Origin of the sequence: Chelativorans sp. AA-79 (genome assembly GCF_029457495.1) — a bacterium.
GTDB lineage: Bacteria > Pseudomonadota > Alphaproteobacteria > Rhizobiales > Rhizobiaceae > Chelativorans.
The window spans coordinates 2,780,169-2,805,772 of record NZ_CP120361.1 but is presented as its reverse complement, the minus strand read 5'-3'; the positions used below and the strand labels follow the sequence as shown (position 1 = coordinate 2,805,772).

The following is a 25,604-nucleotide window of genomic DNA, read 5'->3' as shown; positions in this document are numbered from 1 at the left end:
AGTATACAATTCTCCCAGGCATGCAGGTCAACTGCCGCATAACTCTGCATGATTGACACGGACTGGAAAGTTATACGGAGGCGCGCCACCAGTAGCAAGCCGACTGGAAAAATTAATCCATTCCACAATTGAAAACGCGGCCAAGCTGCCGATTTCACGACCATTTCACGACGCGGGACAACCGTGGCCCACGCGCGCCACGTGGTCCCTGGCATCATTGCGCAAGGCAAAGACATTCTTCGAAACGTCGGGATACCGCCGTGGAGCGATGCGGTAGCAAGCGCCAGACCAGATCAACGCAAGGCGAAAGCGAGGAAGGCAGCAGCAGCAGCGATCCCGCTACGCCGTCAATGCGAGTTCCATAATCTATCTTATGCGATTCTGCTCGACAGCGGCTAATGCCCTCAATCACAATGCATGCCATCAGCTGCCCGTTCGGTAGAAAACAACATGGAGCGCCCGCCGGCGACGGAAACGGCGATATCCTGGAATAGCCGTGGGACGTCACTCCGGAAGACCGGCTTTGCGGTAGCCGTCAACGAAGTGCCCAAGCGTCGCTGCGTCGCGGAATGGCTCCGTCGCGGCCCAGTGGCGGGTTGTGAAACGTGGGTTGCCCACGAGGAACAGTTCGACCTCTGCTCGCGCCTCGTCGAGCCGGCCCAGTTGCGCAAGGCTTGCCGCCAGGAAACGGCGTGAGCTCGTACGGTAAGTCTCGTCCTTGCGCAGTGTCTCGATAGCGGATTCATATTCGCCGGCCGCATATTGCGCCTGGCCAAGCACAAGATAGTACCAGCTTGCCGGAAACGGGTTCAGCCGGAACGCCCTGTGAATGTGCTCAAGGCCCTCCTCTATTCGCCCGGCTAGGACCGCGATATCGGACATTGCCGCCCAGGCGTCGGCCTCATTCGGGTCGTGCTCGGTCGCCTTGGCGAATTCCGCATCCGCCTCGGCGAATCTGCGCTCATATGCAAGCAGGTAAGCCAGGACCCAGTGGCTGCCGGCATCATTGGGATCGATCTCGACGGCCTTGTGTGCCAGTTCCAAGGCAACGCTGCGGTTGGCTTCAGTCGGTCCGCCGGAATGCACCCATCCCATCCAGTGGTTCATTGCAAGCCAACGATAGGCCTCGGCGTATCCCGGATCGAGCGAAACCGCCCGCGTGAGCATCAGATGCGCTTCCTGCGCCGTCTGCGGCGAATCATCCATCAGCTTGCGCGCCCGCACACAGAGATCGTAGGCCTCGAGACTTTTTGGCCGCTTGCGCGGCGGCGGTGCGCGCAACCGGCTAAGCAGCGCCTCCACGATCTTGGCCGTAACCGCGTCCTGTACGGAAAAGATATCTTCCAAGCTGCGGTCGAAGCGTTCCGCCCATAGATGATCGCCACTCACAGCATCGACCAGCTGGGCATTGATGCGCACGCGCCCCGCGGCACGTCTTGCGCTGCCCTCCAGCAGGAAGCGCACGCCAAGATCCTCTGCGATCCCACGCACGTCCATTGCCTTTCCTTTATAGGCAAAGGCCGAGTTGCGTGCGATGACGAACAGGCTGGAGATCCTGGACAGCTCTGTGATCAGATCCTCGGTCAACCCATCCGCGAAGGATTCCTGCTCGGGATCGTTGCTGACATTCACGAAGGGCAGCACGGCGATCGATGGTTTACCGGGCAGCGGCAAAGGCTTTCGCTTCGCGCTACCGATCTGCTCGACGGCGCCCACGAAGCGGTACCCGACGCGCGGAATCGTGGCGATCCATTCACCGCCGCCGACGGCCGGACCAAGCAGTTTCCGCAGCAGCGAAATCTGGACGGTGAGGTTGCCCTCCTCGACGGCCATGCCCGGCCATGCCGCGTCCATCAACTCGGCCTTGCCTACGATTTCGCCGGGCCGTCCGACGAGCGCTGCAAGCAGCTTTAGCCCACGGTAGCCGACGGCAACGGGTACGCCGTTCCGAAGGAGCGTTCCCGCACCCGGATCGAGTACGAACGGACCAAAGGCTAAGCGAGATTCCTGCATACGGCGCATCTATAGCCCGTTTGGAAGTTTTGGGAACTATTTGGGAGAGCTTAATTACCGCGCTGTTCGTCACCTGCAGAATTCATCCTCTTTCAGGTCGAGGGCCCCTACCCTCGAACCGTATGGAGGTTGCCAAGTCTGCATGACTGCCGAAAGCACGACATCGCCGCGCGAGGATCGGATTCCATGGGCCGCGATGGCGGGCATCATCGCGACCGTCACGGTCTTCGCCGTGGCACAGGGGCTGACATACCCGCTGCTCAGCTTTATCCTGGAGCGGCAGGGAACGATACCCGGCCTGATCGGCTTGTCGGCGGCGATGACGCCGTTGGGCTTCATCGCATCCGCGTCCTTCATTCCGTCGCTCGCGCGGCGCGTGGGCGGGGCGCGGCTTGCGATCGTGTGTTCGATCCTGGCAGCAGCCACCCTGATCGCAATTGCCGGGACGACGCAAGTCTGGGCCTGGATGCCGCTGCGCTTCCTGCTCGGCGTCTTCGCCAATCCGCTTTATGTGATCAGCGAAACCTGGCTGATCTCGATCACGCCCGCGCCGCGCCGGGGCCGCATCATGGGCCTCTATTCATCGATCGTCTCGGGTGGTTTCGCCATCGGTCCGCTGTCGCTCGGCCTGATCGGCACACAGGGTTGGCCGCCCTTCATGATCGGCATCGTGGCCTTCCTTCTCTGCGGTATGATCCTGCTTGCGGTCGTGCCGCGCCTGCCGAAGATGCCGCATGACGGGGAGGCAACGTCGGTCGGCGGCTTCTTCGCGCTGGCACCGCTCCTATTGTTCGCGGTTTTCACTGCCGCCGCCTTCGAGCAGATCCTGCTTTCCTTGTTCCCGGTCTATGGCGCCGCGCTCAGCAGCGCCGAGGATCGCATCGCTCCGCTCATCACCTGCTTCATCGCAGGCAATGCCATGATGCAGATTTTGCTCGGGCGCGCGGCCGAACGGTTTGGATCGACACGGGCCATGTTGTTTTGTGTTGTGGCCTCTCTGGCCGGCTGCCTGCTGCTGCCCTTGATCTTCGACCTGTGGCTCATTTGGCCACTCGTTTTCGTCTGGGGCGGGGTCTCTTTCGGTATATACACCATCTCGCTGATCCAACTCGGTGAGCGTTTCACCGGCCAAGCCTTGATCGCCGGTAACGCGGCCTTCGCGCTCGCGTGGGGCATCGGCGGCATCGCCGGCTCGCCCGCGACGGGTCTGGCGATGCAATTGATAGGTCATCACGGCCTGTCATTGTCCCTTGGCTTTCTGTGCTGTGTCCTGGCGGTATTTTTGACGACGGAGGGAGGACGGCGGCACTGATCCGGGCCCGATGCGGCTTGAGAAGCGCGCCGAGGCGCGGTACGGCTTTCTCGCGATCCAAGCCGGAGCCCCCATATGAAGCCTTCCAAGGACATCTCCCGCCTCGTCGAGATCATGGCCGCGCTGCGCGATCCCGAGACGGGTTGTCCTTGGGACGTGGAACAGAACTTCTCCACCGTCGCGCCCTACACGATCGAGGAAGCCTACGAGGTACTCGATGCCATTCAGCGCAACGACATGCATGATCTGCGGGAAGAGTTGGGCGACCTACTGCTCCAGGTCGTCTTCCATGCGCGCATGGCAGAGGAAGCAGATCGCTTCGATTTCGGCGACGTGGTCGAGGCCATCACGACAAAGATGATCCGCCGTCATCCCCATGTCTTCGGCGACGCCGACGCGCGTGAGGCTGGCATGGCAAAGGGCATGTGGGAGCGCATCAAGGCCGAGGAAAAGGCCGAGCGCCGGGAGCGCCGCGGGCAGACCAAGGAGGACGAGACGCAGGGGCGCGGCTATCTTGACGATGTGACCGTCGCCCTGCCCGCTTTGATGCGCGCGCTCAAGCTTCAGGAAAAAGCAGCTCGCGTCGGTTTCGACTGGGGCGCCGCTCGCCCTATCCTCGATAAGATCGAGGAGGAGATCGGTGAGCTTCGCCAAGAACTGGATGGAGACGCCGACGAGGCCATCGCTGAGGAATTCGGCGATCTCCTCTTTGCAATGGTCAATCTCGGCCGGCATCTGGCCATCGATCCCGAAGACGCGCTGCGTGCCGCCAACGATAAATTCCGAAGCCGTTTCCACGCCATCGAGCGCGATCTCAAGGCGTCTGAAAAACCGCTGGGCACAGCATCTCTGGCGGAAATGGAAGAGCTTTGGCAGCGCGCGAAGAAGATGAAGTAACCTTCGTTACGTCCTCTTATCGTTGGATAATTTTCGTTCTATTTCTTCACGTGCTGCATGAGTTGCAAGAATCCGGACGGTGATGCTCCCGTCCTCGTGATCCTCCCGGCCGGTCACGTCGCCATGCCGGTATATCCAGTCCATCAGCCCCATCTGGCCCGGCGAAAGGGTGAAGGAAGCTTCCTGAACGGCGCCCGAGAGCCGCTCCTCGATCAGCGCCATCAGCGTGTCTATCCCCTCGCCCGTGATGGCGGAAATTGCCACGTGAGCTGTCCTGTCGGCCTCCTGGCGCAGGAGCCTCTCGCGATCGGACTCGCTTAGCCGGTCAATCTTGTTCCAGACCTCGATGACGCGGTTCGTGTCGGAGGCATTCACCCCGAGGCTCGCCAGCACCTGCTCCACATCGGCGGCATGGGCCGTCGTGTCGGGGTCGGAAATATCGCGCAGATGGACGACGAGATCGGCCTCGACCACCTCCTCCAAAGTGGCACGGAAGGCCGCCACCAGATGCGGCGGCAGATCCGAAATGAAGCCAACCGTATCGGAAAGGATCACGACCGTCCCATGCGGGAAGCGGACGCGCCGCAGTGTGGGATCGAGCGTGGCGAACAGCATGTCCTCCGCCAGCACGGCCGCACCGGTGAGCCGGTTGAAGAGCGTTGACTTGCCGGCATTCGTATAGCCGACGATGGCGACTACGGGAAAAGGCACCTTGCGCCGTTTCGCCCGATGCAGGTCGCGTGTCCGCCGTACGGTTTCCAGCTCGCGCCGGATGCGCAGGATACGTTCCTGCAGGAGTCGGCGGTCGGCTTCGATCTGCGTTTCGCCGGGACCGCCCATGAAGCCGCCGCCACCGCGCTGGCGCTCGAGGTGGGTCCAGCTCCTCACCAGCCGGCCGCGCTGGTATTCGAGATGGGCAAGATCGACCTGAAGCCGCCCTTCCTTGGTGCGGGCACGACGCCCGAAGATTTCCAGGATCAACCCCGTCCGATCGAGGACCTTGGCCTTGAAGCTGCGTTCCAGGTTGCGCTGCTGCACCGGGCTCAGTTGATGGTCAACGATAACGAGCTCAGCGTCCTTCTCGGCGACGATGGTGGCCAGCTCGTCCACCTTGCCGGCGCCGATAAGCGTCGCCGGCCGCGGCTGGGCAAGGGCAAAGACTTCGCTATGGGCGATGTCGAGATCGATCGCTTCGGCCAGTCCGACCGCCTCCTCCAGCTTTGCCTGCGGAGAAAGCGGCATATGCGTGCGCTGGGCGCCCTCGTCGGCTTGCACGCGACCTCGCGCCGAAATTATCGGCGCTATGACGACAGCCTTTGTGCGGTCCTCCGTGCCGGTTCCGTCCCGGTCACGCGGCTCTCTGCCGGCCTGCGGTTCTTCAGCCAATCAGCCTTCCCGACTGCCTTCCTCCGCCTCGAACAGCTGGACCGGCTGGCTCGGCATGATCGTGGAGATGGCATGCTTGTAAACGAGCTGCGAGTGGCCGTCCCGGCGCAGAAGAACGCAGAAATTGTCGAACGATGTCACGACACCAGTCAATTTCACGCCGTTGATCAGGAAAATCGTCAGCGGGTTCTTGCTCTTGCGAACGGTATTAAGAAACAGATCCTGCAGATTCTGGGAACGTTCCGCCATTTTTGTTTTTCATCCCCTGCGCTTTGCCGGCAGTAGCGCAAAATTAGCCACGCCCTGTCAAGCACGGCAACTGCCCTCCTGCCGCGCCCGCCGAACGCCTCTCACGCATCGGCTCATCGGATTGGGTTAACAGGCAGGACTTTTTTCCGCAACGTCAAAAAACGATTGCCTGAGCGACAGCGTGAGGGAACCCGGATGGCCGTTCGCCACCGGACGACCGTCGATATCGACCACGGGCATCACCACGGTGGAGGCCGCCGTGATGAAGGCTTCGCGGGCCGATTGCGCCTCCTCCACCGAAAACGCCCTCTCCTCCACCTCCAATCCCATGTTCGCCGCGAGTTCCATCACTGTGGCGCGGGTCACGCCTCGAAGGATGCCGAAATCGGCGGGGCGGGTGACCAGCTTTCCGTCGGCGGTCACGATCCAGGCGTTGGTGGAAGCGCCTTCCTTCACCAGGCCGTCGCCGTCGACGAACCAAGCCTCGGCGGCCCCGGCTTCCCGTGCCTTCTGCTTGGCGAGCACGTTGGGGAGGAGTCCGACCGTCTTGATGTCGACGCGGTCCCAGCGGTTTTCCGGCACCGTAATGACCTTTACGCCGGTTTCGGCGCGCCTGGCGGCATTCCTCGGATCGAGCTGCTTGGCGGTAATGACGAGCGCCGGCTTTGTTTCGGACGAGGGAAAAAAGTGATCACGGGGGGCGACACCGCGCGTCACCTGCAGATAGACGAGGCCGTCGGTGACGCCGTTGCGACGCACCACTTCGCGCAACACGAATTCGAGCGCATCCCGGTGCATCGGCCAGCGGATCTCGAGCTCCCGCAAAGAGCGGCCGAGCCTGTCGAGGTGACGGGTCATGTCGATGATGTAGCCCCGCGCCACCTCGCAAACCTCATAGACGCCATCGGCGAATTGATATCCCCGGTCTTCGACGTGAACGGCGGCTTCCGCGTGGCGAACATAGCGGCCATTCACATAGGCGATGCGCGGCATTCCAGGCTCCCTCGAAAAAGGCCCAGCGGGGCCGGTCAGAAAAATTCCAGACTCACACGGAAAAGCTGTTCCACCTGCCGCACCGCGCTGGCAAGCGCAAAAATGACGACACGGTCCTTGGGCTTGATCCGCAGGATACCGCTCGGCCGGATGAACTGACCCTCGCGCCAGACGCCGCCGATCCGCATGCCGTCCGGCAGGTCCTGCTCGTTGAGCGGCGGACCGACGAGCGGCGAGGTCTCCAGCGCCTCCGCCTCGATCACCTCCGCGGCACCGCGGTCGATGTTGTGCACGGCGCGAATGCGCCCGCGGCGCACATGCTGCAGCACGCGGGAGATGGTCACCGCACGCGGATTGACATGGGCGTCGATGCCGAGCGTCCTGGCGAAATCGTGATAGGTGGGATTGTTGATGAGGACGAGGTTCGATTTGCAGCCCAGTTGCTTTGCGATGACGCTGGAGAGGATGTTGACCTGATCGTCATTGGTGAGCGCCACCATCAGGTCCGCGTGATCGATATCGGCTTCCAGAAGCAGTTTCTGCTCCAGCGCGCTGCCGTTGAGAACCACGGTGCGCCGCAACTGGTCGGCGATCGTGATCGCGCGGGCGCGGTTGTGCTCGATGAGCTTCACCTTCGTGCGGGTCTGCTTCTGCTCTATGGCGCGGGCGACATAAAGGCCGATATTGCCGCCTCCAGCAATCACGATCCGCGTCGCCTCCTTCTCGTCGTGCCCGAAAAGGCCGAGCGTGCGCCGCACCTGCTCCTTGGTGGTGACCACATAGGCCATGTCCCCCGCCATGAGCTGGTCGCTGGAGCGCGGCACGAAAAGGTGGCCGCCGCGCGAAACGCCGACGACCGTGGATGGCAGATCGGGGAAGAGTTCGGTGAGTTGGGACAGCGGCGTGTTGATGACAGGGCATTCCTCCTGGCATTCGATGGCGACCATGGCCACGTGCCCGTCGGCGAAGGAGACGACATCCGTCGCTCCCGGCAGGGCAATGCGCCTCAGCACCATCTCGCCCACTTCGAGCTCGGGCGAGATGATCACGTCGATCGGCAGGTGCTCGCGCGAGAACAGATCCATATAGTGGGACTGCAGATAGGCCTGCGAGCGGATGCGGGCGATCTTCGTCGGCACGTTGAAGAGCGCGTGGGCGACCTGGCAGGCGACCATGTTCACTTCGTCAAAGAGGGTCACCGCGATGAGCATGTCCGCCTGCTGCGCGCCCGCCGCGGCCAATGTGTCGGGATGCGCGCCGTGGCCCACGACACCGCGCACGTCGAGAGAATCGCGCACGGTGCGGATGAGGTCGGGCGAGGTGTCGATGATCGAGACGTCGTTCTGCTCCGCCGCGAGCCGCTCGGCGATGCCGTAGCCCACCTGCCCCGCGCCGCAAATGATGACCTTCATGCGTTGGTTCTCTCAGTGCGAAAAGCGATCAGGGAACAGGGAATGAGATGCCGTTCCCCTCCTGAATTTCTATTCGCTGTTACCATTGACCCTAGACGCCCAGCGATTTCAGCTTCCGGTGCAAAGCGGAACGCTCCATGCCGATGAACTCGGCCGTGCGCGAGATATTGCCGCCGAATCGGTTGATCTGCGCCAGAAGATATTCCTTTTCGAAGAGTTCGCGCGCCTCACGCAATGGCAGCGCCATGATGTGCTGGTCCGACTGGGTCGGCACACGCGGCATCACGTCGCCGATCTCGGCCGGCAGGAGGTCGGCCGTGATGGGGGAATCCCCATCGTCGCTGCGCGTGAGAATCATCAGGCGCTCGATATTGTTGCGAAGCTGCCGGATATTGCCCGGCCAGTCGTGGGCCTGCAGCACAGCCATTGCGTCCTCGCCCAGACGGCGCGGCTTGATACCCACCTGTGTCGTGATCTGCCGCATGAAGTGATCGACCAGGACGGGAATGTCCTCGCGCCGTTCCGAAAGCGGCGGCACGGCGACCGGCACCACCGCCAGGCGGTGATAGAGGTCCTCGCGGAAACGCCCATCCTCGATCATGCGCTCCAGATTGCGCGCGGTGGAGGAGATGATGCGCACATCCACCTTGACCCGTTTCGTGCCCCCTACCCGCTCGAACTGCTGGTCGACCAGCACGCGCAGGATCTTGCCCTGCGTTTCGCGCGGCATGTCGGCCACCTCGTCGAGATAGAGCGTGCCGCGATGCGCCTCCTCCAGCGCTCCCACCTTGCGCTCTCCACCGTTCGATTCGGTGCCGAAGAGTTCGATCTCCATGCGTTCCGGCGTGATCGAGGCCGCATTGACCGACACGAAGGGACCGCCGGCGCGGCCCGAAAGGACGTGGATCGCCCGTGCCGCGAGTTCCTTGCCAGAACCGGAGGGTCCGATCAGCATGATGCGGCTGTTGCTGGGCGCGACGCGCTCGATGATCTGGCGCAGATGGTTGATCGCCGCCGAATTGCCGATGAGATCGAAGGTCTCGCCGCTGCGCTTCTTCAGGTCCAGCACTTCGCGGCGCAGCTTCGAGGTCTCGAGCGCGCGTTCGCAGATCAGGATCAGCCTATCGGCCTTGAAGGGCTTCTCGATGAAATCATAGGCCCCCCGCTTGATGGCGGAGACGGCGGTCTCGATCGTGCCGTGGCCGGAGATCATCACCACCGGAAGACCGGGATGCATCTCCTTGATCTTGTCGAGAAGCGCCAGGCCATCCAGGGTGGAACCCTGCAGCCAGATATCGAGGAGCACCAGACGAGGCACGCGCTCGGCGATCGCCGCGAGTGCTGCATCGCTGTTGCCCGCGGTACGGGCTTCATGCCCCTCGTCGCTCAGGATGCCAGCGACGAGCTCGCGGATGTCTTCCTCGTCATCGACGACCAGTATGTCAGACGCCATTGTCGACCCTTACCGTCCTTTTCACAGAATTGTCCGCCCCAGCCCCGTTATCCTCTTCCGCCGGCGTGACCGGCAGGACCATTCGGATCATCGCGCCGACGCCGCCGTGGAAACGCTGCGGCGCATCGAGCAACTCCAGCGAGCCGCCGTGGTCCTCTATGATCTTCTTGACGATTGCAAGGCCGAGCCCCGTGCCCTTTTCCCGCGTCGTCATATAGGGCTCGAGCAGTCTTTGCCGATTTTCCCGCGGCAGGCCCTTGCCGTTGTCCATGACCAGTACCTCGATGCTTTGCCCGGTGTTGCGCGCCGAGATTTTGATGACACCCCCGCGACGCTCCTCCTGCGGCACGGCATCGATCGCCTCCGCGGCATTTTTGATGACATTGCCGAAGGCCTGGCTCATCAGCCGCGTGTCGAAGCGGCCGATCAGCGGCTGATCGGCCAGGTCGTTCTCGATCCTGATATCCGGCCGGCTTACTTCGATCAGGAACGTGGCTTCCCGCAGAGGTTCGCGCAGATCGAGGCGCTGCATCTCGGGTTTGGGCATACGTGCAAAGGCGGAAAACTCGTCCACCATACGGCCGATGTCTCCCACCTGGCGGATGATCGTATCGGTGCACTGGTCGAAGATCGCGCGATCTTCGGTGATCACCTTTCCGAAGCGCCGGCGGATGCGCTCGGCGGAAAGCTGAATCGGGGTCAGGGGATTCTTGATCTCATGCGCGATGCGGCGCGCCACATCCGCCCAGGCGGTGGAGCGCTGCGCCTGCACCAGATCGGTGATGTCGTCCACGGTCACGACATAGGACCGCTCGTCGCTCTCGCCCACAGCCTCCTCGGTGGTGATCTGGATGTTGAAGGTACGCTCTGCGCCGGCGCGATAGAAGGTCACCTGATCGCGATAGACGCGTCGTCCCGGGGCGCGCCCCGTCTCGAAGACCGCGCCGATCTGCGGCAGCACCGCCGAGAGGTTCTTTCCAGTCACCCTGTCGCTGTTGATGGCGAGCATGGTCTCGGCGGATCGGTTGACGATCGACACGATCCCGTCGGCATCCACGCCGATGACGCCCGCCGTTACACCGGAAAGCACGGCCTCGGTGAAGCGGCGGCGCTCGTCGATCGTGTCGCGGGCGGAAATGAGCTGGTCCCGCTGCGTCTTGAGCTGGAACGTCATCTTGTTGAACGTGTCCCCAAGCGAGGCGACATCGCCGTCGGAACTGCGCACCGGGACTGCCACGTCCAGATTGCCCATGGAGACCGCGTCCGCAGCGCTGATTAGTTGCCGGATCGGTCGCACCAGGCGGTCGGCCACGGCAATGCCGGTCCAGATGGCTGCGAGCACGATGGCCAGCGTGACCACGAGATAAAGCAAGGCAAAGGCGACCTGGGTGCTGAAGCGGTTCTGCTCCAGAGACCGGTACTCATCCGTGTTGGCCGCCACCAGGCGCTGCGCCTTGATCACCTGCGGGTCGAGCTCCCGTGACGTGTAGAGGAAGGCATCGGGGATCTCCTGAAGCTTCACGATGGCGCCGATGAGATTGCCCGGCGGCAGCGTAAAGAGCGCCGGGCGGCCTTCGGCGGCAGCCTCCATGTCGTTCTGCCGCGGCGCTGGAATGGTCGTGGGCTCGGAGATGTCGGCCCCCATGATGACCGATTCGTCCCTGCGGATGAGCACCGCATGGGCAAGCCCGCGAGCAATGGCCTGCTGCGTGAGACGCTGCCGAAATCCCATGCGGTCGAGATTGTAGAGCGTGCGGAAACGGTCGAGGTCGATCGCCATGGAGAGCGTGGTGCCCTGCAGGTTCCTGGCATTCTCGCGCACATAGGCCTCGGCAATGGAGAGCGAGGATTGCACGATCACCCTCGTCCTGAGCTCAAACCAGCGGTCGAGCCCGAGATCGAGCGTGACCGACGCGACGACGGCGACGAGGATCGCGGGAATCGCAGCCACCAGAGAGAACATCGCGACGATGCGGACATGGAGCCGGGAGGCAGCCTTGCCCGCCCTGCGCGCGGCGTAGATCCGATGCGCCTCGCGGCCGATCAACCCGAGAAGAACGAGGACAACAGCGGCATTGATGCCGATCAGCACCAGCGTGGTGCGTGCGTCCGGCGTGATATAGGGCTGCATGAGCCCGAGCAGCACGGTGAACGAGATCGCAGCCGTGATCAGCGCCACGATGGTGGCGATGATGCCTGGCAGCGCCATCAGGCGGCGACCCTCGTTCAGCGCCGGCCGACGATTCGGCTTTTCGGCCGTTGCTGGCCCCTCAGTCCTCATCCCACTCCCGTCGGCCAAATGGTCCTTCGATTGCGTTGCAGATATGCAACGCAATGTGGCGATTTTGCAACGGGCTTTGTCGCGGCCTGTGCAAACCCGGATTGAGTTCGCCCCGCTGCGGATCAGGTGGGGGAAGGATGCTTCGCCGTCCGGTAGATATCAACGCCAAGTTCGCGGATCTTCTTGCGCAGTGTGTTGCGGTTCACGCCGAGCAGTTCCGCCGCGCGGATCTGGTTGCCGTGGGTGGCCGCGAGCGCTGCGAGCACAAGGGGATATTCCACCTCCGCCAGGATGCGGTGGTAGAGGCCCGGCGGCGGAAGCGCGGAACCGAAGCCTCGGAAATAGCGCTGCAGATATTGTTCGACCGACTGGCCGAGCGGCAACTCCTGTACTGCGCCGTCCGCCGGGCGTGTGCCGGCGGCGGGCAACCCGCCATAAAGTTCGCTGAGGATCACCTCCTCCGAGATCTCGTCCTGCGGATAAAGCGCGGCGAGCCGCCGCACGAGATTCTCGAGCTCGCGCACGTTTCCAGGCCACGGATACTGCATCATCGCGTCGAGGCCGCCCTTGGCGATTCGCTTCGGCTGCAGCCCCTCCCGCTCCGCCTGGGCGAAGAAATGGCGCACCAGGTCCGGGATATCCTCCGCCCGCTCGCGCAGCGGCGGCAGACGCAGCGGCACGACATTCAGGCGATAGAACAGGTCCTCGCGGAAGAGGCCCTGATTGATCAGCGCGCGCAGATCCTTGTTAGTGGCGGCAACGATCCGTACATCCGTCTTGATCGGGGTGCGCCCGCCCACGGTCGTATATTCGCCCTGCTGCAGCACGCGCAGGAGCCTGGTCTGGGCTTCCATCGGCATGTCGCCGATCTCGTCGAGGAAGAGCGTGCCGCCCTCGGCCTGCTCGAACCGGCCGGAAGAACGCTGCTGTGCGCCGGTAAAGGCGCCCTTCTCGTGGCCGAAAAGCTCCGATTCGATGAGGTCGCGGGGGATCGCGGCCATGTTGATGGCCACGAAGGGGCCGTTGCGACGGCGCCCGAACTCATGCAGCGCTCGCGCCACCAGCTCCTTGCCGGTGCCTGATTCGCCGCTGATCATGACGGTCAGGTCCGTTTGCATCATGCGGGCGAGCATGCGGTAGATGTCCTGCATCGCCGGCGAGCGGCCGATGAGCGGCATCGAATCGGGCTGATCGTTCGCACGCGGCTCGGCCGGTTTGCTCTTTGGCTCGGCCAGCGCACGCCCGACGATCGCGAGCAGTTCCGTCAGGTCGAAGGGCTTCGGCAGATATTCGTAGGCGCCGACTTCCGACGCGCGGATCGCCGTCATGAACGTGTTCTGCGCGCTCATCACGATGACGGGCAGGTCCGGTCGTGCCTTGCGGATGCGGGGCAACATGTCGAAAGCATTCTCGTCCGGCATCACGACATCCGTGATGACGAGGTCCCCCTCGCCGGCAGCCACCCAGCGCCAGAGCGTGGCGGCGTTCGAGGTCACCCGGACCTGATGGCCCACGCGGGACAGCGCCTGGTTGAGAACGGTGCGGATGGCCGCATCGTCATCGGCCACCAGGATGTTGCCATGTGCGCTCATGCGTTCAAGTCCGTTTTCTGCTTGTCCTCCTGCCGCCCCGGCGCCTGCTCCCTCCAGGCAGGCATGAGAACGCGGAAGGTCGTGCCGCGCGTGGAGGAATCGCATTCGATGACGCCGCCATGGGCGCCGACGATCTTGGCCACCAGGGCAAGACCCAGCCCGGAGCCGTTCTGCTTGGTGGTGATGAAGGGGTCGAAGATGATCGACCGGATGTCCTCCGGCACGCCCGGGCCGTTGTCGTGCACGCAGAACTCCATCGGCAGCGACACCCGCTCGCGCGTTCCCGGCACCGAGAAGCGGATGCCCGGCCGGAAGGCGGTGGAAAGCTTGATCTCGCCGCCGGGCGCGTTGCCGATCGCCTCAGAGGCGTTCTTGATGAGGTTGAGGAACACTTGAACAAGCTGGTCCCGGTTGGCGAGGATCGGCGGCAGCGAGGGGTCGTATTCCTCGACGATGCTGACGTTCCTGGCAAAGCCGTTGCGCGCGATCGCCTTCACGTAGTCGAGCACGACATGGATGTTCACCGGCTCCCGGTCGACCGGCCGCTCGTCGGAGAACACCTCCATGCGGTCGACGAGCGCGACGATGCGGTCGGTCTCCTCGGTGATCAATCGGGCAAGCGACCGGTCCTCGTCGGAAACGACATGCTCGAGAAGCTGCGCCGCACCGCGTATGCCCGAAAGCGGGTTCTTGATCTCGTGCGCCAGCATGGCGGCGAGCCCGGTCACGGAGCGGGCGGCCCCCCTATGCGTCATCTGCCGATCGATCTTTTCCGCCATCGAGCGTTCCTGGAACATGATGACGGCGGAGCCCGGCAACTCCGAAACCGGCGCCACGTAGATGTCGACGATCTTGTCCGGTCCGAGCCGCGGCGAGGAGATGTCCACGCGGTACTCGTTGAAAGGCGCGCGCCGCTCACGCACCTGGTCGACGAGCGTGAGAAGCGGACTGCCGAACGGCACGAAATCGGCAAGCCTGTTGCGGGTCAGCATCGTCGCGCTCAGGCGGAAGAAGTTCTCCGCTTCCGCATTGGCGAAGGTGAAGAACCCTTCCCCGTCCACCATGATGACCGGATGGCCGATGGAATCGATGGCGAGCTGCGCCACATCGGGTGTCTTGATGCTCATGCGGCAAGCCCCTGCCGAAAACCGTCTCGAAAGGCCGTCCGGAGCAGGCGAAGCACGTTCGACGGTTCGCTCTCCGTCATGATCGACCGCCGCAACGCCGCATCCGCGCTCGCGTGGCGGTCCAGATACCAGCCCAGATGTTTGCGCGCGTGCCGTACGCCCTGCCCCGTGCCGTAATGGGAAAGCATGTCCTCGTAATGGGCCGCCACATAATCGGCCGTCTCGGCAGTACCCGCCGGTACGCCCGGCGCCCTGCTCCCCACCGCCGCATGCGCCAGGGCGCCCGCCTTCCATGGCGCACCATAATGGGCGCGCCCGATCATGACCGCGTCCGCGCCGGATTGTTCGAGCATGCCGGCGGCCTCGGCAGGCCCGTCGCCGTCGCCATTCGCGACGACAGGTATGGAAACGGCCCGTTTCACCTGCGCGATCGCCTTCCAGTCCGCCCGCCCCGTGTAGAACTGGCAGCGCGTCCGCCCGTGAACCGTAATCATTGCGACGCCCGCCGCCTCCGCGCGGCGCGCGAGATCGGGCGCGTTGAGGCAATCCTCGTCCCAGCCGAGCCGCATCTTGACGGTCACCGGAACGCTCACCGCCCTCACGACTGCCTCGATCAGGGAAAGTGCGTGGTCGGGTTCGCGCATCAGCGCGGACCCGGAATAACCGCCAGTCACTTTCTTCGCCGGGCACCCCATATTGATATCGACGATATCCGCGCCCTCATCAGCCGCGATACGGGCGGCCTCCGCCATCCAGTGCGCTTCACGCCCGGCGATCTGCACCATGTGAACATCGATTTCGGGCCGGCGGCGGATGCGGCGGGCGCTTTCCGCCCTTCCCTTGGCAAGCTCACCGCTCGCCACCATCTCCGACACCACCAGGCCGGCACCATGGGCATGCGCGCGCAAGCGGAACGGCAGATCCGTGACGCCGGACATCGGTGCAAGGAAGACGCGGTTGCGAAGACGGACCGAGCCGACCTTGAGGGGTAGGGAAAGGATTTGCGGTGGATTTTTGCTCAAATATCAGGCACCCATATTGGATGCCTAATTCCTAGACATATTGTGCAGGCGACGCAATGGGGTGCGTCGTTCATGACAGAAAATCGGTTGGCTTTTCAAATCCGGCGTGATTATCCCTCTGCCCCATGAACGCGTTTCTCGACCAAGAAGATCGGTTTGCCAAGTGCCGTGTTGCCGCAGTGGTGGTCGCCGCGGGCCGCGGCGAGCGCGCCGGCCAGGCCGGGGAAGGGCCGAAGCAGTATCGGCTCATCGGTGGCAAGCCCGTCATCCGGCACACGCTCGAAGCACTCGTGGCGCATGATCGGGTCAGCGTCATCGTCGTCGCGATCCACCCCGACGACGACGCCATGTTTACCAAGGCTTGCGAGGGGTTGGATTGCGATGTTCGCATGGTCCATGGCGGCGCTTCGCGGCAGGAATCGACCCGTCTCGCCCTCGTGACCCTGGAAGGGCTGCAGCCGGAGATCGTTCTCATCCATGATGGTGTCCGCCCCTTCATCGATGCGCCGCTGATCGGCCGCGTCATCGACACCGCCGGTGAAGGCACGGGCGCCCTGCCCGCCGTGCCGGTTTCGGACACGCTGAAGCGACGGGGGGACGACATGCTGGTCGCCGGCACGGTCCACCGCGACGGTCTGTTTGCGGCACAGACGCCCCAAGGCTTCCCCTTCCGCCCGATTTTCGAAGCACATCAGAAGGCTTGGCGGGCCGGCCGCTCGGACTTCACCGACGATGCGGCCATTGCCGAATGGGCAGGCCTGCCGGTGCGTCTCGTCGAAGGCTCGCCGGACAACGTCAAGATGACGTGGGCGCGGGATATCGCGCTTGCGGACCAACGGTTGGGAGGAGCGGCCATGGCAGGCCTGCCGGACGTTCGCACGGGCAACGGATATGACGTCCATGCCTTCGGTCCGGGCGACCACGTGACCCTCTGCGGCATCGATATTCCTCATGAAAGGACGCTCGAGGGCCATTCGGATGCCGATGTCGGCCTGCATGCCCTCACGGATGCGTTGCTTGCCACCTGCGGCGCGGGCGACATCGGCACCCATTTCCCGCCGTCCGATCCGCAATGGAAGGGCATGCGCTCCCGCACCTTCGTGGAGCACGCGGCAAACCTTGTTCGCGAACGCGGCGGGCGCATCGCCAACGCCGATATCACCGTGATCGGCGAAGCACCGCGCGTCGGGCCTCACCGCGCCGCAATGGTCGCGGAACTTTCCGGGATGCTGCGGATTTCGCCCGAGCGCGTTTCGGTGAAGGCGACGACCAATGAAGGACTCGGCTTCATCGGCCGCGCGGAGGGGATTGCGGCCATCGCCACGGCGACGGTCGTCTTTCCCGGTCCTCTGAAAGACTGATCTTCGGGGTTTTTCCATGAGCGACATCGAGATGTTGGCAACCAAGATCCTGCGCGCCTGTGAGGAGCGCGGGCTCAAGCTCACCACGGCTGAATCCTGCACCGGCGGCATGGTGAGCGCCGCCATCACCGATATTGTGGGCGCCTCGAACATCTTCGAGCGGGGTTTCGTCACCTATTCCAACGAGGCCAAGGCCGAAATGCTGGGCGTCTCCAAGGAGACGCTTGCCGCCCACGGTGCCGTTTCGGCCGAAACCGCGCGTGAGATGGCCGCGGGCGCCCTCGCCCGCTCCCATGCCGACATTGCCGTATCGATCACCGGCGTCGCCGGCCCCGGCGGCGGCACCCCGGAAAAACCGGTCGGACTCGTCTGGTTCGGACTGGCCGTCAAGGGAAAAGAGCCGCGGGCGGAGAAGCGGCAGTTTGCCGGCCTGGGCCGTGCCCTGGTGCGTCGGGACAGCACGGCGACGGCGCTGCAGCTTCTTCTCGATGCCGTTCAGGCGGTCCGCCCGTAGACCACGTCCGCCCGCTTCTCGAATGCTTCGGAAAACATGCGGAAGGCGCGGTCGAACATTGCGCCCATCAGCATGCCGAGCATCCGGCTCTTGAATTCGTATTCGATGAAGAAATGGACGTCACACTGCTTTTCGTCCACCGGATCGAACCGCCAGTGGTTCTGAAGGAAACGGAACGGCCCGTCTATATAGCGCACGTCGATGACGCGCTCGGCGGGCTTCAGCACCACCTGGCTCGTAAAGGTCTCCCGGATCGCCTTGTAGCCCACCGTCATATCGGCGACGAGGATGGTGATGCCCTCGCGTTCCTTGCGTGAGCGAACGGTCAGCGCCTCGCACATCGGAACGAATTCCGGATAGGTCTCGATATCGGCGACGAGGGCGAACATCTGGTCGGGCGGATGATTGACCCTGCGGACGGTCTCATGTTTCGGCATGGAGAGCGGTTATGCGGTTTTCGCCAGCGAGAGACGTGCCTCGCGCGCGGCACGAAGCCGGGCAAAGTCTTCGCCCGCATGGTGGGAGGAGCGCGTGAGCGGGCTCGACGAGACCATAAGGAAGCCCTTGGTATAGGCGACCGTCTCGTAGGACTTGAACTCCTCCGGCGTCACGAACTTCTTCACCGGGTGGTGCTTGCGGGTGGGCTGCAGGTATTGCCCGATGGTGATGAAGTCGACATCGGCCGAACGCAGGTCGTCCATGAGTTGCAGCACCTCGTTGCGCTCCTCGCCGAGCCCCACCATGATGCCGGACTTGGTGAAGAGCGTGGGGTCGATCTCCTTCACCTGCTGCAGGAGCCGGATGGAGTGGAAATAGCGGGCCCCGGGGCGTACCGTCAGGTACTTCGAGGGGACCGTTTCCAGATTGTGGTTGAAGACGTCGGGCTTGGCCGCGACCACCACCTCCAGCGCGCCTTCCTTGCGCAGGAAATCGGGCGTCAGGATCTCGATCGTCGTGGCCGGCGCGACGTCGCGGATCGCGTGGATGACTTCGGCGAAGTGTTGCGCACCGCCGTCCTTCAGATCATCGCGATCGACGGAGGTGATGACGACGTGGTTTAACCCCATCTCGCGAACGGCCTTGGCCACATTGGCCGGCTCTTCGGCATCAAGCGGCCCCGGAATGCCCGTCGCCACGTTGCAGAAGGCACAGGCGCGCGTGCAGATCTCGCCCATGATCATGAAGGTGGCGTGCTTCTTGTCCCAGCATTCGCCGATATTGGGGCAACCCGCCTCCTCGCACACCGTGACGAGCCTGTTGGTCTTCACGATTTGGCGCGTTTCCAGGTACCCCTTGGAGGTCGGCGCCTTGACGCGGATCCAGTCAGGCTTCCTCAGCACCTCCTGGTCGGGCCGGTGCGCCTTTTCCGGGTGGCGGGAGCGCGGCTTCGCCGAGACGGTATCCAGAACAGTGACCATCACTTCCTCTGCTTTCTATCTGCCGGCCTTTTCACGCTCGCCTTCATATAGGCGCTCCCGTGGTCGGCAAAAGCCCGCCTGCCGGGATAGCAGGCGGGCCATATTCGCATGGCAGCCTTAGGAGCGGCCGCGAATCAGGCGGTACAGCCAGATGAGAATGCACGCACCAATGATGGCGACGACGAGCTGCCCGATGACGCCGCCGAAGGTATAGCCAAGGATTGCAACAAGAATGGCATTAAGAACAACGGCGCCGAGAATACCGATAATGATATTCACAAGAAGACCGGTATCGGTCTTCATGATCTTCTCGGCAATCCATCCGGCAAGTCCGCCGACGATAATAGTCAAAATCCAACCAAGACCCTCCATACGAAGTCTCCCTACTTTGGTTGCGAATCAATAATCCAGATGATCGGCCCGGTTCTTTCCAAGCCACCCATCAAGCGTTCAGCGATCGGCCATAGGCGTCGAGCACGCTCTCTTTCATCATCTCCGAAAGCGTGGGGTGTGGGAAGACGGTGTGCATAAGTTCTTCTTCCGTGGTTTCGAGATTCATAGCGACAACAAATCCCTGGATGAGTTCTGTTACTTCTGCACCCACCATATGCGCGCCGAGAAGCTCCCCGGTCTTCTTGTCGAGAATGGTCTTGATGAGCCCCTGATCTTCCCCGAGGGCAATAGCCTTGCCGTTGGCCGCGAACTGGAACCGTCCAACTCTTATGTCCCGCCCGAGTTCCCGTGCCTTCTCTTCCGTCAGGCCGACGGAGGCGACCTGCGGCTGGCAATAGGTGCAACCGGGTATCCTGCCCTTGTCGAGAGCATGGACGCCGGGGACGCCGGCGATCTTCTCGACGCAGATCACGCCCTCGTGCTCGGCCTTGTGGGCGAGCATCGGCGGGCCGGCGACATCGCCGATCGCATAGATACCCGGCACGTTCGTCCCGCCGTAGCCGTCGACGGCGACAGTCCCGCGCTCGACCTTCACGCCGAGTTCCTCAAGTCCGAGATTCTCGACATTGCCCTGCACGCCGACAGCGGAGATCAGGCGATCGGCGGTGATCTTCTCCACCCTCCCGTCCTTCATCTCCACATGTGCCGACACCTGATTCGTGCCCTTCTCCACCTTTGTAACCTTGGCTTCGACGTGGAACTTGATCCCCTGCTTCTCGAGCTGGCGGCGGGCGAGTTTGGAAATCTCGGCGTCCTCCACGGGCAGAATCTGGGGGAGGAGTTCCACAACCGTCACATCTGCGCCTATGGTGCGGTAAAAGCTGGCGAATTCGATGCCGATGGCTCCCGAACCCATCACGATGAGCGATTTGGGAATGTCCTTCGGCACCATCGCCTCGAAATAGGTCCAGATCAGCTTGCCGTCCGGCTCGATTCCCGGCAGGACCCGAGGCCGCGCACCCGTGGCGAGGATGATGTGCCTGGCCTTATACGTGCCTTCGGCCAGCGTGCTCTTCGGCGCCGGCGGTTGAGGCTCCATGGGTTTCTTGCTGGACTTCGATACGACGATCTCGCCTGGCTCGTTGCCCTTCGAAGCCTTGGAAATTTTCGCTTCTCCCCAGATGATGTCGACCTTGTTCTTCTTCATGAGGAAGCTGACGCCATTGTTGAGCCGACCCGAGACCTTGCGGGAACGCTCGACCACCGCGGCGGGATCGGGCTTGATCGAGCCGTCGAGCTTCAGGCCGTAATCTCCAGCGTGCTGGGCATAGTGCAGGATCTCCGCCGACCGCAGCAACGCCTTGGTGGGAATGCAGCCCCAGTTGAGGCAGATGCCGCCCAAGTGCTCGCGCTCGACGATCGCGGTCTTGAAGCCCAGTTGGGCCGACCGCACGGCCGTGACATAGCCGCCCGGACCGGAGCCGATGATGATGACGTCGTAGGTATCAGCCACGCAAAACTCCTTCGATCACAATCCGAGCGCCTGCCGGACCACCGGCTCCAGGCCAGTGCCGATGGCGCGCGTGTTTTCCGCATCCAGGTGGACGCCGTCGATGGATGTCGTCTTCGCCACCGTACCGGCATCGAAAAAGCCGCATCCGACCTGCTGCGCCAGCGCGGCATAGAGCGGCGCGAGCTTCCGCGATTCGGCGACGCCGCCTTCGAACATGGCGGCGAAATCGCTGTTCTCGGTCGCGCACAGCGGCGGCGGCGCAACAAGGAGGATCGCCGGCACCTTGTAGTCGAAGGAATAAGGGTGCCCACGGATAATCTGGATGAGCCGCTCCATTCCTTGCTTGGCGCCGATGGCGCGCCCGCAAACGAACGGCTTCATGTCGTTGGTCCCCAGCATGATGATGACGAGATCGAGCGGGGCGTGGGTCGCAAGGAGAGTGGGCAGGATGCGCGCGCCGTTCCGGTCCGCGCCTGCGACCCAATCGTCAAAAGCCGTCGTGCGGCCGCCGAGCCCCTCGGCAATCACCCGGGCCTCATCCCCAAGGCGCGCCTGCAACACCGACGGCCAACGATCCTCATAGGGATGCCTGCCGGGGTCTTCGGCATTGTGGCCGAAGGTCAGCGAGTCGCCGTAACAAAGGATGTTCTTCATGGACGCGACCTTTCCAACTCCCCCAAACCGCCTTTCGGCGGCTGTCCACCCTCCCCGCAAGGGGGAGGGACAAGCCGGCACCTAGACCAGCATTCCGAACGGGTTCTCGATCAGCTTCTGGAACGCCACGAGCAGTTCCGCCCCCAATGCCCCGTCCACCGCACGGTGGTCGGTCGAAAGCGTCACGGACATGATGGTGGCGGCCTTGATCTCGCCGTTCTTCACGACAGCCCGCTCCTCGCCGGTGCCGACCGCCAGGATCGTCGCATGCGGAGGGTTGATCACGGCGGCAAAGTCCTTGATGCCGAACATGCCGAGATTGGAAACGGCCGTCGTGCCGCCCTGGTATTCCTCCGGCTTCAGCTTGCGGTTGCGGGCGCGCCCGGCGAGGTCCTTCATCTCGTTGGAGATGACGGACAGCGTCTTCTCGTCCGCCCGGCGGACAATGGGTGTTATCAGCCCGCCAGGGATCGACACTGCCACGCCGACATCGGCATGCTTGTGCTTGACCATCGCGCTCTCGGTCCACGAGACGTTCGCCTCCGGCACCGCCTTGAGCGCCAGCGCCATCGCCTTGATGATCATGTCGTTGACGGAAAGCTTGTAGCCGGGCTTCTCGCCGTCCTCGGTCTTCACCACCGGGGCGGCGTCGTTGAGTTGCTTGCGGAGCGCCAACAGCGCATCGATCTCGCAGTCCAGCGTGAGATAGAAATGCGGGATCGTGCTCTTCGCCTCCACCAGCCTGCGCGCGATCGTCTTGCGCATGCCATCGTGCGGGACGAGTTCGTAGGAGCCTTCCTCGAAGAGCTTGAGCACCGCCTCGTCCGACATGGGCTTCGGAGCCGGCGCCGGTGCCTCGGGCGCCCTGGCGGACGGAGCGCCCTTTTCGATGGCGGTCTCGACATCCGCCTTCACCACCCGGCCGTGCGGGCCGGAGCCGGAGACCGCGGCAAGATCGAGGCCAGCATCCTTGGCGATGCGGCGGGCGAGCGGCGAGGCGAAGACGCGGCCATCCTTCGTGCCGGCCGCAGGCGCTTTCACCGGTTCAGCGGCCGTGGGGGCAGGTCCGGTCGCCGCTTCGCCATTCCCTACCGGCTGCCTTGCCGGCGCTTCCTGTGGAGCAGCAGGCGCTTCCGTCTTCTTCGCCTCCGACTTCGGCGCGGCTTCAGCGCCGTTGCCGGCAGCCTTGGCCGCCTCCGCCACATCCTCGCCTTCTTCAGCCAGAACGGCGATCAGCGCGTTCACCTTCACGCCCTCCGTACCCTCCGGTACGACGATCTTGGCGACGGTACCCTCGTCGACGGCCTCCACCTCCATGGTGGCCTTGTCGGTCTCGATCTCGGCGATCACGTCGCCGGCCGAAACGCTGTCCCCCTCCTTGACGAGCCACTTGGCGAGATTGCCCTCCTCCATGGTGGGCGAGAGGGCCGGCATGGTGATCTGAATCGGCATCTGCTCTCCTCCTCAGGCCCGGTAGGTGACGGCTTTCACCGCCTCGACGACCTCTGCGACGCTGGGCAGCGCCAGCTTCTCCAGATTGGCGGCATAGGGCATCGGCACATCCTTGCCCGCGATCGTGATGACAGGCGCGTCGAGATGGTCGAACGCGCGTTGCATCACCTGGCTGGCGATGAAGTCGCCGACGGAGGACTGCGGGAATCCCTCCTCCACGGTGACCAGCCGGTTGGTCTTCTTCACCGATTCGATCACCGTATCGAGATCCATCGGCCGGATGGTCCTCAAATCGATGATCTCGACGTCGATGCCCATCCCGCGCAGTTCCTCCTCGGCCTTGACCGCGTAGGTCATGCCGATCCCGAAGGAGACGATGGTGGCATCCTTGCCGCTCTTGTGAATGCGCGCCTTGCCGATCGGCAGCACGAAATCGTCGAGCTTCGGCACCTCGAAACTCTGACCGTAGAGGATTTCGTTCTCGAGGAAGATGATCGGATTGGGATCGCGGATCGCGGCCTTCAGCAAGCCCTTCGCGTCGGCCGCCGTGTAGGGCATCACGACCTTGAGACCGGGTATGTGGCTGTACCAGGCCGCATAGTCCTGGCTGTGCTGGGCGGCCACGCGCGCGGCAGCACCATTCGGGCCGCGGAAGACGATGGAAGCGCCCATCTGCCCGCCAGCCATGTAGAGGGTCTTGGCGGCCGAGTTGACGAGTTGGTCCATCGCCTGCATCGCGAAATTGAAGGTCATGAACTCGACGATGGGCTTCAAGCCCGCGAAGGCGGCGCCGATACCCACGCCGGCGAAACCGTGCTCGGTGATCGGCGTGTCGATGACGCGTTTGTCGCCGAACTCCTGCAGCAGGCCCTGGGTGACCTTGTAGGCGCCCTGATATTCGGCGACCTCCTCGCCCATGACGAAGACGTCCCCGTCGCGGCGCATCTCCTCGGCCATAGCGTCACGCAACGCCTCGCGCACAGTCGCCTGCACCATCTCCGTGCCCTCGGGTATGTCGGGGTCGGGCGGCATGGGCTGGGTGGCGGCTTTGGGTGCCGCGGCCGGCTGCGGCGTGGGCTCGGTCTTCTGCGACGCCGGCTCCTCGGCGGGCGGCTGCGCCTGGGCGGGCGGAGCGGCTTCGGCCTGCCCGATCTCGTCGGCGCTCTCGCCGTCGGCGAGCAGCACGGCGATGGGCGTGTTCACGCGCACGCCCTGCGCGCCCTCGTCGACCAGGATCTTGCCGATCGTCCCCTCGTCGATGGCTTCCACTTCCATGGTGGCCTTGTCTGTCTCGATCTCGGCGATCACATCGCCGGGCGCGACCTTGTCACCTTCCTTCTTCAGCCATTTGGCGAGGTTGCCCTCCTCCATGGTCGGAGAGAGAGCAGGCATGAGAATTTGCGTGGGCATAGGTGCACTCCCCCCTTAAAGCACGATGTCGGTATAGAGCTCGGACGGATCCGGCTCGGGATCGGACTGCGCGAAATCCGCCGCACCGGCAACGATGTCGCGCACCTCCTTGTCCACGCCCTTCAGTTCGTCCTCGCTCGCCCACTTCTTGTCCAGGAGTCGCTTGCGCACCTGCTCGATCGGGTCATGCTCGGAGCGCATCTTCTGCACTTCATCCTTGGACCGGTATTTCGCCGGATCCGACATCGAGTGCCCGCGATAGCGGTAGGTCTGCATCTCCAGAATGATCGGCCCCTTGCCGGAACGGCACCACTCCACCGCCATGTCGCCGGCCGCCTTCACTGCGCGCACGTCCATGCCGTCGACCTGGATGCCGGGGATTTTAAAGGAGAGGCCGCGATGGGCGAAATTGGTCTCGGCCGAGGAGCGCGAGACGGCCGTGCCCATGGCATAGCGGTTGTTCTCGATGATGTAGACGACCGGCAGCTTCCACAGCGATGCCATGTTGAAGCTTTCGTAGACCTGGCCCTGGTTGGCCGCGCCATCGCCGAAATAGGTAACGGAGACGCTGTCATTGCCGCGATAACGATTGGCAAGCGCGAGCCCCGTGCCGAGCGGCACCTGCGCGCCGACGATGCCGTGGCCGCCGTAGAAATGCTTCTCCTTGGAGAACATGTGCATGGAACCGCCCTTGCCTTTGGAGTAGCCTCCGCGGCGCCCCGTCAGCTCCGCCATCACGCCGCGCGGATCCATGCCGGTCGCCAGCATATGGCCATGATCACGGTAGCCGGTGATGACCTGATCGCCCTCCTTCATCGTCATCTGCATACCGATGACGACGGCTTCCTGGCCTATATAGAGATGGCAGAAGCCGCCGATGAAACCCATTCCGTAGAGCTGGCCGGCCTTCTCCTCGAATCGTCGGATAAGTAGCATCTCGCGCAAGGCGAGGAGCTCACGCTCCTTGTCGAACTCCTCAGGGGCGGGCGCGCTCAAGTGAGGCGTTTCGGTCACCGTCGTCGCCGGCGCCTTGGCGGCAGCACTCCTGGATTTGGCGGGTGATTTTGCAGAAGTCGATTTGGATGAGGTTCTCGTGGCGGCTCTCGCCATCTATTTCGCTCCCTAGATCGTCTCGGCGTCAGGCAGGCCCGA

The 25,604-nt window shown here is 63.5% G+C and carries 22 protein-coding genes; 4 read left to right on the top strand and 18 right to left on the bottom strand.

Going from position 1 to position 25,604, the window contains the following annotated elements; all coding sequences use genetic code 11:
- Positions 1–504: 504 nt before the first annotated feature.
- Positions 505–2,013, bottom strand: coding sequence for a winged helix-turn-helix domain-containing tetratricopeptide repeat protein (locus PVE73_RS13615; RefSeq protein WP_277362768.1), 1,509 nt, complete (start codon positions 2,011–2,013; stop codon positions 505–507).
- Between the two features lie 142 nt (positions 2,014–2,155).
- Here PVE73_RS13615 and PVE73_RS13610 point away from each other — a divergent pair, with 142 nt between their 5' ends.
- Together PVE73_RS13610 and mazG are read left to right on the top strand one after the other, a co-directional pair.
- Positions 2,156–3,325 carry an MFS transporter gene (locus tag PVE73_RS13610; RefSeq protein WP_277362767.1) on the top strand — a complete coding sequence of 390 codons (1,170 nt, stop codon included), beginning with the start codon at positions 2,156–2,158 and terminating at the stop codon, positions 3,323–3,325.
- A gap of 75 nt (positions 3,326–3,400) precedes the next feature.
- Complete coding sequence (gene mazG, locus PVE73_RS13605; RefSeq protein WP_277362766.1) at positions 3,401–4,222, top strand: nucleoside triphosphate pyrophosphohydrolase; 822 nt, start codon at positions 3,401–3,403, stop codon at positions 4,220–4,222.
- Between the two features lie 6 nt (positions 4,223–4,228).
- Here the strand turns inward: mazG and hflX are convergent, their stop codons facing one another.
- The 9 genes from hflX to dusB form a co-directional block, all read right to left on the bottom strand.
- Positions 4,229–5,527, bottom strand: coding sequence for a GTPase HflX (hflX, locus tag PVE73_RS13600; protein WP_277367454.1), 1,299 nt, complete (start codon positions 5,525–5,527; stop codon positions 4,229–4,231).
- Between the two features lie 81 nt (positions 5,528–5,608).
- Positions 5,609–5,857 carry an RNA chaperone Hfq gene (gene hfq / locus PVE73_RS13595; protein ID WP_011580951.1) on the bottom strand — a complete coding sequence of 83 codons (249 nt, stop codon included), beginning with the start codon at positions 5,855–5,857 and terminating at the stop codon, positions 5,609–5,611.
- Positions 5,858–5,983: 126 nt separating this feature from the next.
- Entirely contained in the window at positions 5,984–6,850 is an 867-nt protein-coding gene (locus PVE73_RS13590) for a D-amino-acid transaminase (RefSeq protein WP_277362765.1), read from the bottom strand.
- Positions 6,851–6,885: 35 nt separating this feature from the next.
- Positions 6,886–8,262: a Trk system potassium transporter TrkA gene (gene trkA / locus PVE73_RS13585; protein ID WP_277362764.1), complete on the bottom strand. Its 1,377-nt coding sequence runs from the start codon at positions 8,260–8,262 to the stop codon at positions 6,886–6,888.
- A 91-nt stretch (positions 8,263–8,353) separates the two neighbouring features.
- The gene (locus PVE73_RS13580) at positions 8,354–9,715 is read right to left on the bottom strand and encodes a sigma-54 dependent transcriptional regulator (protein ID WP_277362763.1); all 1,362 of its coding nucleotides are present in this window, start codon (positions 9,713–9,715) and stop codon (positions 8,354–8,356) included.
- Positions 9,705–11,996, bottom strand: a complete 2,292-nt coding sequence (locus PVE73_RS13575; RefSeq protein ID WP_277362762.1) for a PAS domain-containing sensor histidine kinase — start codon at positions 11,994–11,996, stop codon at positions 9,705–9,707. Before PVE73_RS13575 ends, PVE73_RS13580 begins: the two co-directional genes overlap by 11 nt.
- 122 nt (positions 11,997–12,118) lie before the next feature.
- The gene (ntrC, locus tag PVE73_RS13570) at positions 12,119–13,588 is read right to left on the bottom strand and encodes a nitrogen regulation protein NR(I) (protein ID WP_277362761.1); all 1,470 of its coding nucleotides are present in this window, start codon (positions 13,586–13,588) and stop codon (positions 12,119–12,121) included.
- Complete coding sequence (locus tag PVE73_RS13565) at positions 13,585–14,715, bottom strand: nitrogen regulation protein NR(II) (RefSeq protein ID WP_277362760.1); 1,131 nt, start codon at positions 14,713–14,715, stop codon at positions 13,585–13,587. The genes ntrC and PVE73_RS13565 overlap by 4 nt, the downstream gene beginning before the upstream one ends.
- Positions 14,712–15,737, bottom strand: coding sequence for a tRNA dihydrouridine synthase DusB (dusB, locus tag PVE73_RS13560; RefSeq protein ID WP_277362759.1), 1,026 nt, complete (start codon positions 15,735–15,737; stop codon positions 14,712–14,714). The genes PVE73_RS13565 and dusB overlap by 4 nt, the downstream gene beginning before the upstream one ends.
- 125 nt (positions 15,738–15,862) lie before the next feature.
- Between dusB and PVE73_RS13555 the strand changes: the two genes are divergently transcribed.
- Both PVE73_RS13555 and PVE73_RS13550 read left to right on the top strand, forming a co-directional pair.
- On the top strand, positions 15,863–17,098 hold the full coding sequence (locus PVE73_RS13555) for a bifunctional 2-C-methyl-D-erythritol 4-phosphate cytidylyltransferase/2-C-methyl-D-erythritol 2,4-cyclodiphosphate synthase (protein WP_277362758.1): 1,236 nt from the start codon (positions 15,863–15,865) through the stop codon (positions 17,096–17,098).
- Positions 17,099–17,114: 16 nt separating this feature from the next.
- Complete coding sequence (locus PVE73_RS13550; RefSeq protein ID WP_277362757.1) at positions 17,115–17,612, top strand: CinA family protein; 498 nt, start codon at positions 17,115–17,117, stop codon at positions 17,610–17,612.
- On the opposite strand, the gene PVE73_RS13545 is transcribed toward PVE73_RS13550, so the two are convergent.
- The 8 genes from PVE73_RS13545 to pdhA form a co-directional block, all read right to left on the bottom strand.
- Positions 17,594–18,049: a type II toxin-antitoxin system RatA family toxin gene (locus PVE73_RS13545; protein ID WP_277362756.1), complete on the bottom strand. Its 456-nt coding sequence runs from the start codon at positions 18,047–18,049 to the stop codon at positions 17,594–17,596. The genes PVE73_RS13550 and PVE73_RS13545 overlap by 19 nt on opposite strands.
- A gap of 9 nt (positions 18,050–18,058) precedes the next feature.
- On the bottom strand, positions 18,059–19,030 hold the full coding sequence (gene lipA / locus PVE73_RS13540) for a lipoyl synthase (protein WP_277362755.1): 972 nt from the start codon (positions 19,028–19,030) through the stop codon (positions 18,059–18,061).
- A 117-nt stretch (positions 19,031–19,147) separates the two neighbouring features.
- Entirely contained in the window at positions 19,148–19,402 is a 255-nt protein-coding gene (locus tag PVE73_RS13535; protein ID WP_277362754.1) for a GlsB/YeaQ/YmgE family stress response membrane protein, read from the bottom strand.
- 70 nt (positions 19,403–19,472) lie between these two features.
- The gene (gene lpdA / locus PVE73_RS13530) at positions 19,473–20,936 is read right to left on the bottom strand and encodes a dihydrolipoyl dehydrogenase (RefSeq protein ID WP_277362753.1); all 1,464 of its coding nucleotides are present in this window, start codon (positions 20,934–20,936) and stop codon (positions 19,473–19,475) included.
- A 15-nt stretch (positions 20,937–20,951) separates the two neighbouring features.
- Positions 20,952–21,590, bottom strand: coding sequence for an SGNH/GDSL hydrolase family protein (locus PVE73_RS13525; protein WP_277362752.1), 639 nt, complete (start codon positions 21,588–21,590; stop codon positions 20,952–20,954).
- Positions 21,591–21,671: 81 nt separating this feature from the next.
- On the bottom strand, positions 21,672–23,042 hold the full coding sequence (locus tag PVE73_RS13520) for a pyruvate dehydrogenase complex dihydrolipoamide acetyltransferase (protein ID WP_277362751.1): 1,371 nt from the start codon (positions 23,040–23,042) through the stop codon (positions 21,672–21,674).
- A 12-nt stretch (positions 23,043–23,054) separates the two neighbouring features.
- Positions 23,055–24,452 (bottom strand): pyruvate dehydrogenase complex E1 component subunit beta, encoded by a 1,398-nt coding sequence (locus tag PVE73_RS13515; RefSeq protein WP_277362750.1) that lies wholly within the window; start codon positions 24,450–24,452, stop codon positions 23,055–23,057.
- Positions 24,453–24,467: 15 nt separating this feature from the next.
- The gene (pdhA, locus tag PVE73_RS13510; protein ID WP_277362749.1) at positions 24,468–25,562 is read right to left on the bottom strand and encodes a pyruvate dehydrogenase (acetyl-transferring) E1 component subunit alpha; all 1,095 of its coding nucleotides are present in this window, start codon (positions 25,560–25,562) and stop codon (positions 24,468–24,470) included.
- Positions 25,563–25,604: the final 42 nt, after the last annotated feature.

Excerpts from the sequence above, each read along its gene's own strand:
- trkA (WP_277362764.1), bottom strand. The coding sequence starts at position 8,262 with ATGAAGGTCATCATTTGCGGCGCGGGGCAGGTGGGCTACGGCATCGCC.
- PVE73_RS13545 (WP_277362756.1), bottom strand. The coding sequence starts at position 18,049 with ATGCCGAAACATGAGACCGTCCGCAGGGTCAATCATCCGCCCGACCAG.
- PVE73_RS13550 (WP_277362757.1), top strand. The coding sequence starts at position 17,115 with ATGAGCGACATCGAGATGTTGGCAACCAAGATCCTGCGCGCCTGTGAG.
- pdhA (WP_277362749.1), bottom strand. The coding sequence starts at position 25,562 with ATGGCGAGAGCCGCCACGAGAACCTCATCCAAATCGACTTCTGCAAAA.
- PVE73_RS13525 (WP_277362752.1), bottom strand. The coding sequence starts at position 21,590 with ATGAAGAACATCCTTTGTTACGGCGACTCGCTGACCTTCGGCCACAAT.
- mazG (WP_277362766.1), top strand. The coding sequence starts at position 3,401 with ATGAAGCCTTCCAAGGACATCTCCCGCCTCGTCGAGATCATGGCCGCG.
- PVE73_RS13520 (WP_277362751.1), bottom strand. The coding sequence starts at position 23,042 with ATGCCGATTCAGATCACCATGCCGGCCCTCTCGCCCACCATGGAGGAG.
- PVE73_RS13555 (WP_277362758.1), top strand. The coding sequence starts at position 15,863 with ATGAACGCGTTTCTCGACCAAGAAGATCGGTTTGCCAAGTGCCGTGTT.
- ntrC (WP_277362761.1), bottom strand. The coding sequence starts at position 13,588 with ATGAGCGCACATGGCAACATCCTGGTGGCCGATGACGATGCGGCCATC.
- hfq (WP_011580951.1), bottom strand. The coding sequence starts at position 5,857 with ATGGCGGAACGTTCCCAGAATCTGCAGGATCTGTTTCTTAATACCGTT.
- PVE73_RS13575 (WP_277362762.1), bottom strand. The coding sequence starts at position 11,996 with ATGAGGACTGAGGGGCCAGCAACGGCCGAAAAGCCGAATCGTCGGCCG.
- PVE73_RS13535 (WP_277362754.1), bottom strand. The coding sequence starts at position 19,402 with ATGGAGGGTCTTGGTTGGATTTTGACTATTATCGTCGGCGGACTTGCC.
- lipA (WP_277362755.1), bottom strand. The coding sequence starts at position 19,030 with ATGGTCACTGTTCTGGATACCGTCTCGGCGAAGCCGCGCTCCCGCCAC.
- PVE73_RS13590 (WP_277362765.1), bottom strand. The coding sequence starts at position 6,850 with ATGCCGCGCATCGCCTATGTGAATGGCCGCTATGTTCGCCACGCGGAA.
- PVE73_RS13565 (WP_277362760.1), bottom strand. The coding sequence starts at position 14,715 with ATGAGCATCAAGACACCCGATGTGGCGCAGCTCGCCATCGATTCCATC.
- PVE73_RS13615 (WP_277362768.1), bottom strand. The coding sequence starts at position 2,013 with ATGCAGGAATCTCGCTTAGCCTTTGGTCCGTTCGTACTCGATCCGGGT.
- PVE73_RS13580 (WP_277362763.1), bottom strand. The coding sequence starts at position 9,715 with ATGGCGTCTGACATACTGGTCGTCGATGACGAGGAAGACATCCGCGAG.
- PVE73_RS13610 (WP_277362767.1), top strand. The coding sequence starts at position 2,156 with ATGACTGCCGAAAGCACGACATCGCCGCGCGAGGATCGGATTCCATGG.
- PVE73_RS13515 (WP_277362750.1), bottom strand. The coding sequence starts at position 24,452 with ATGCCCACGCAAATTCTCATGCCTGCTCTCTCTCCGACCATGGAGGAG.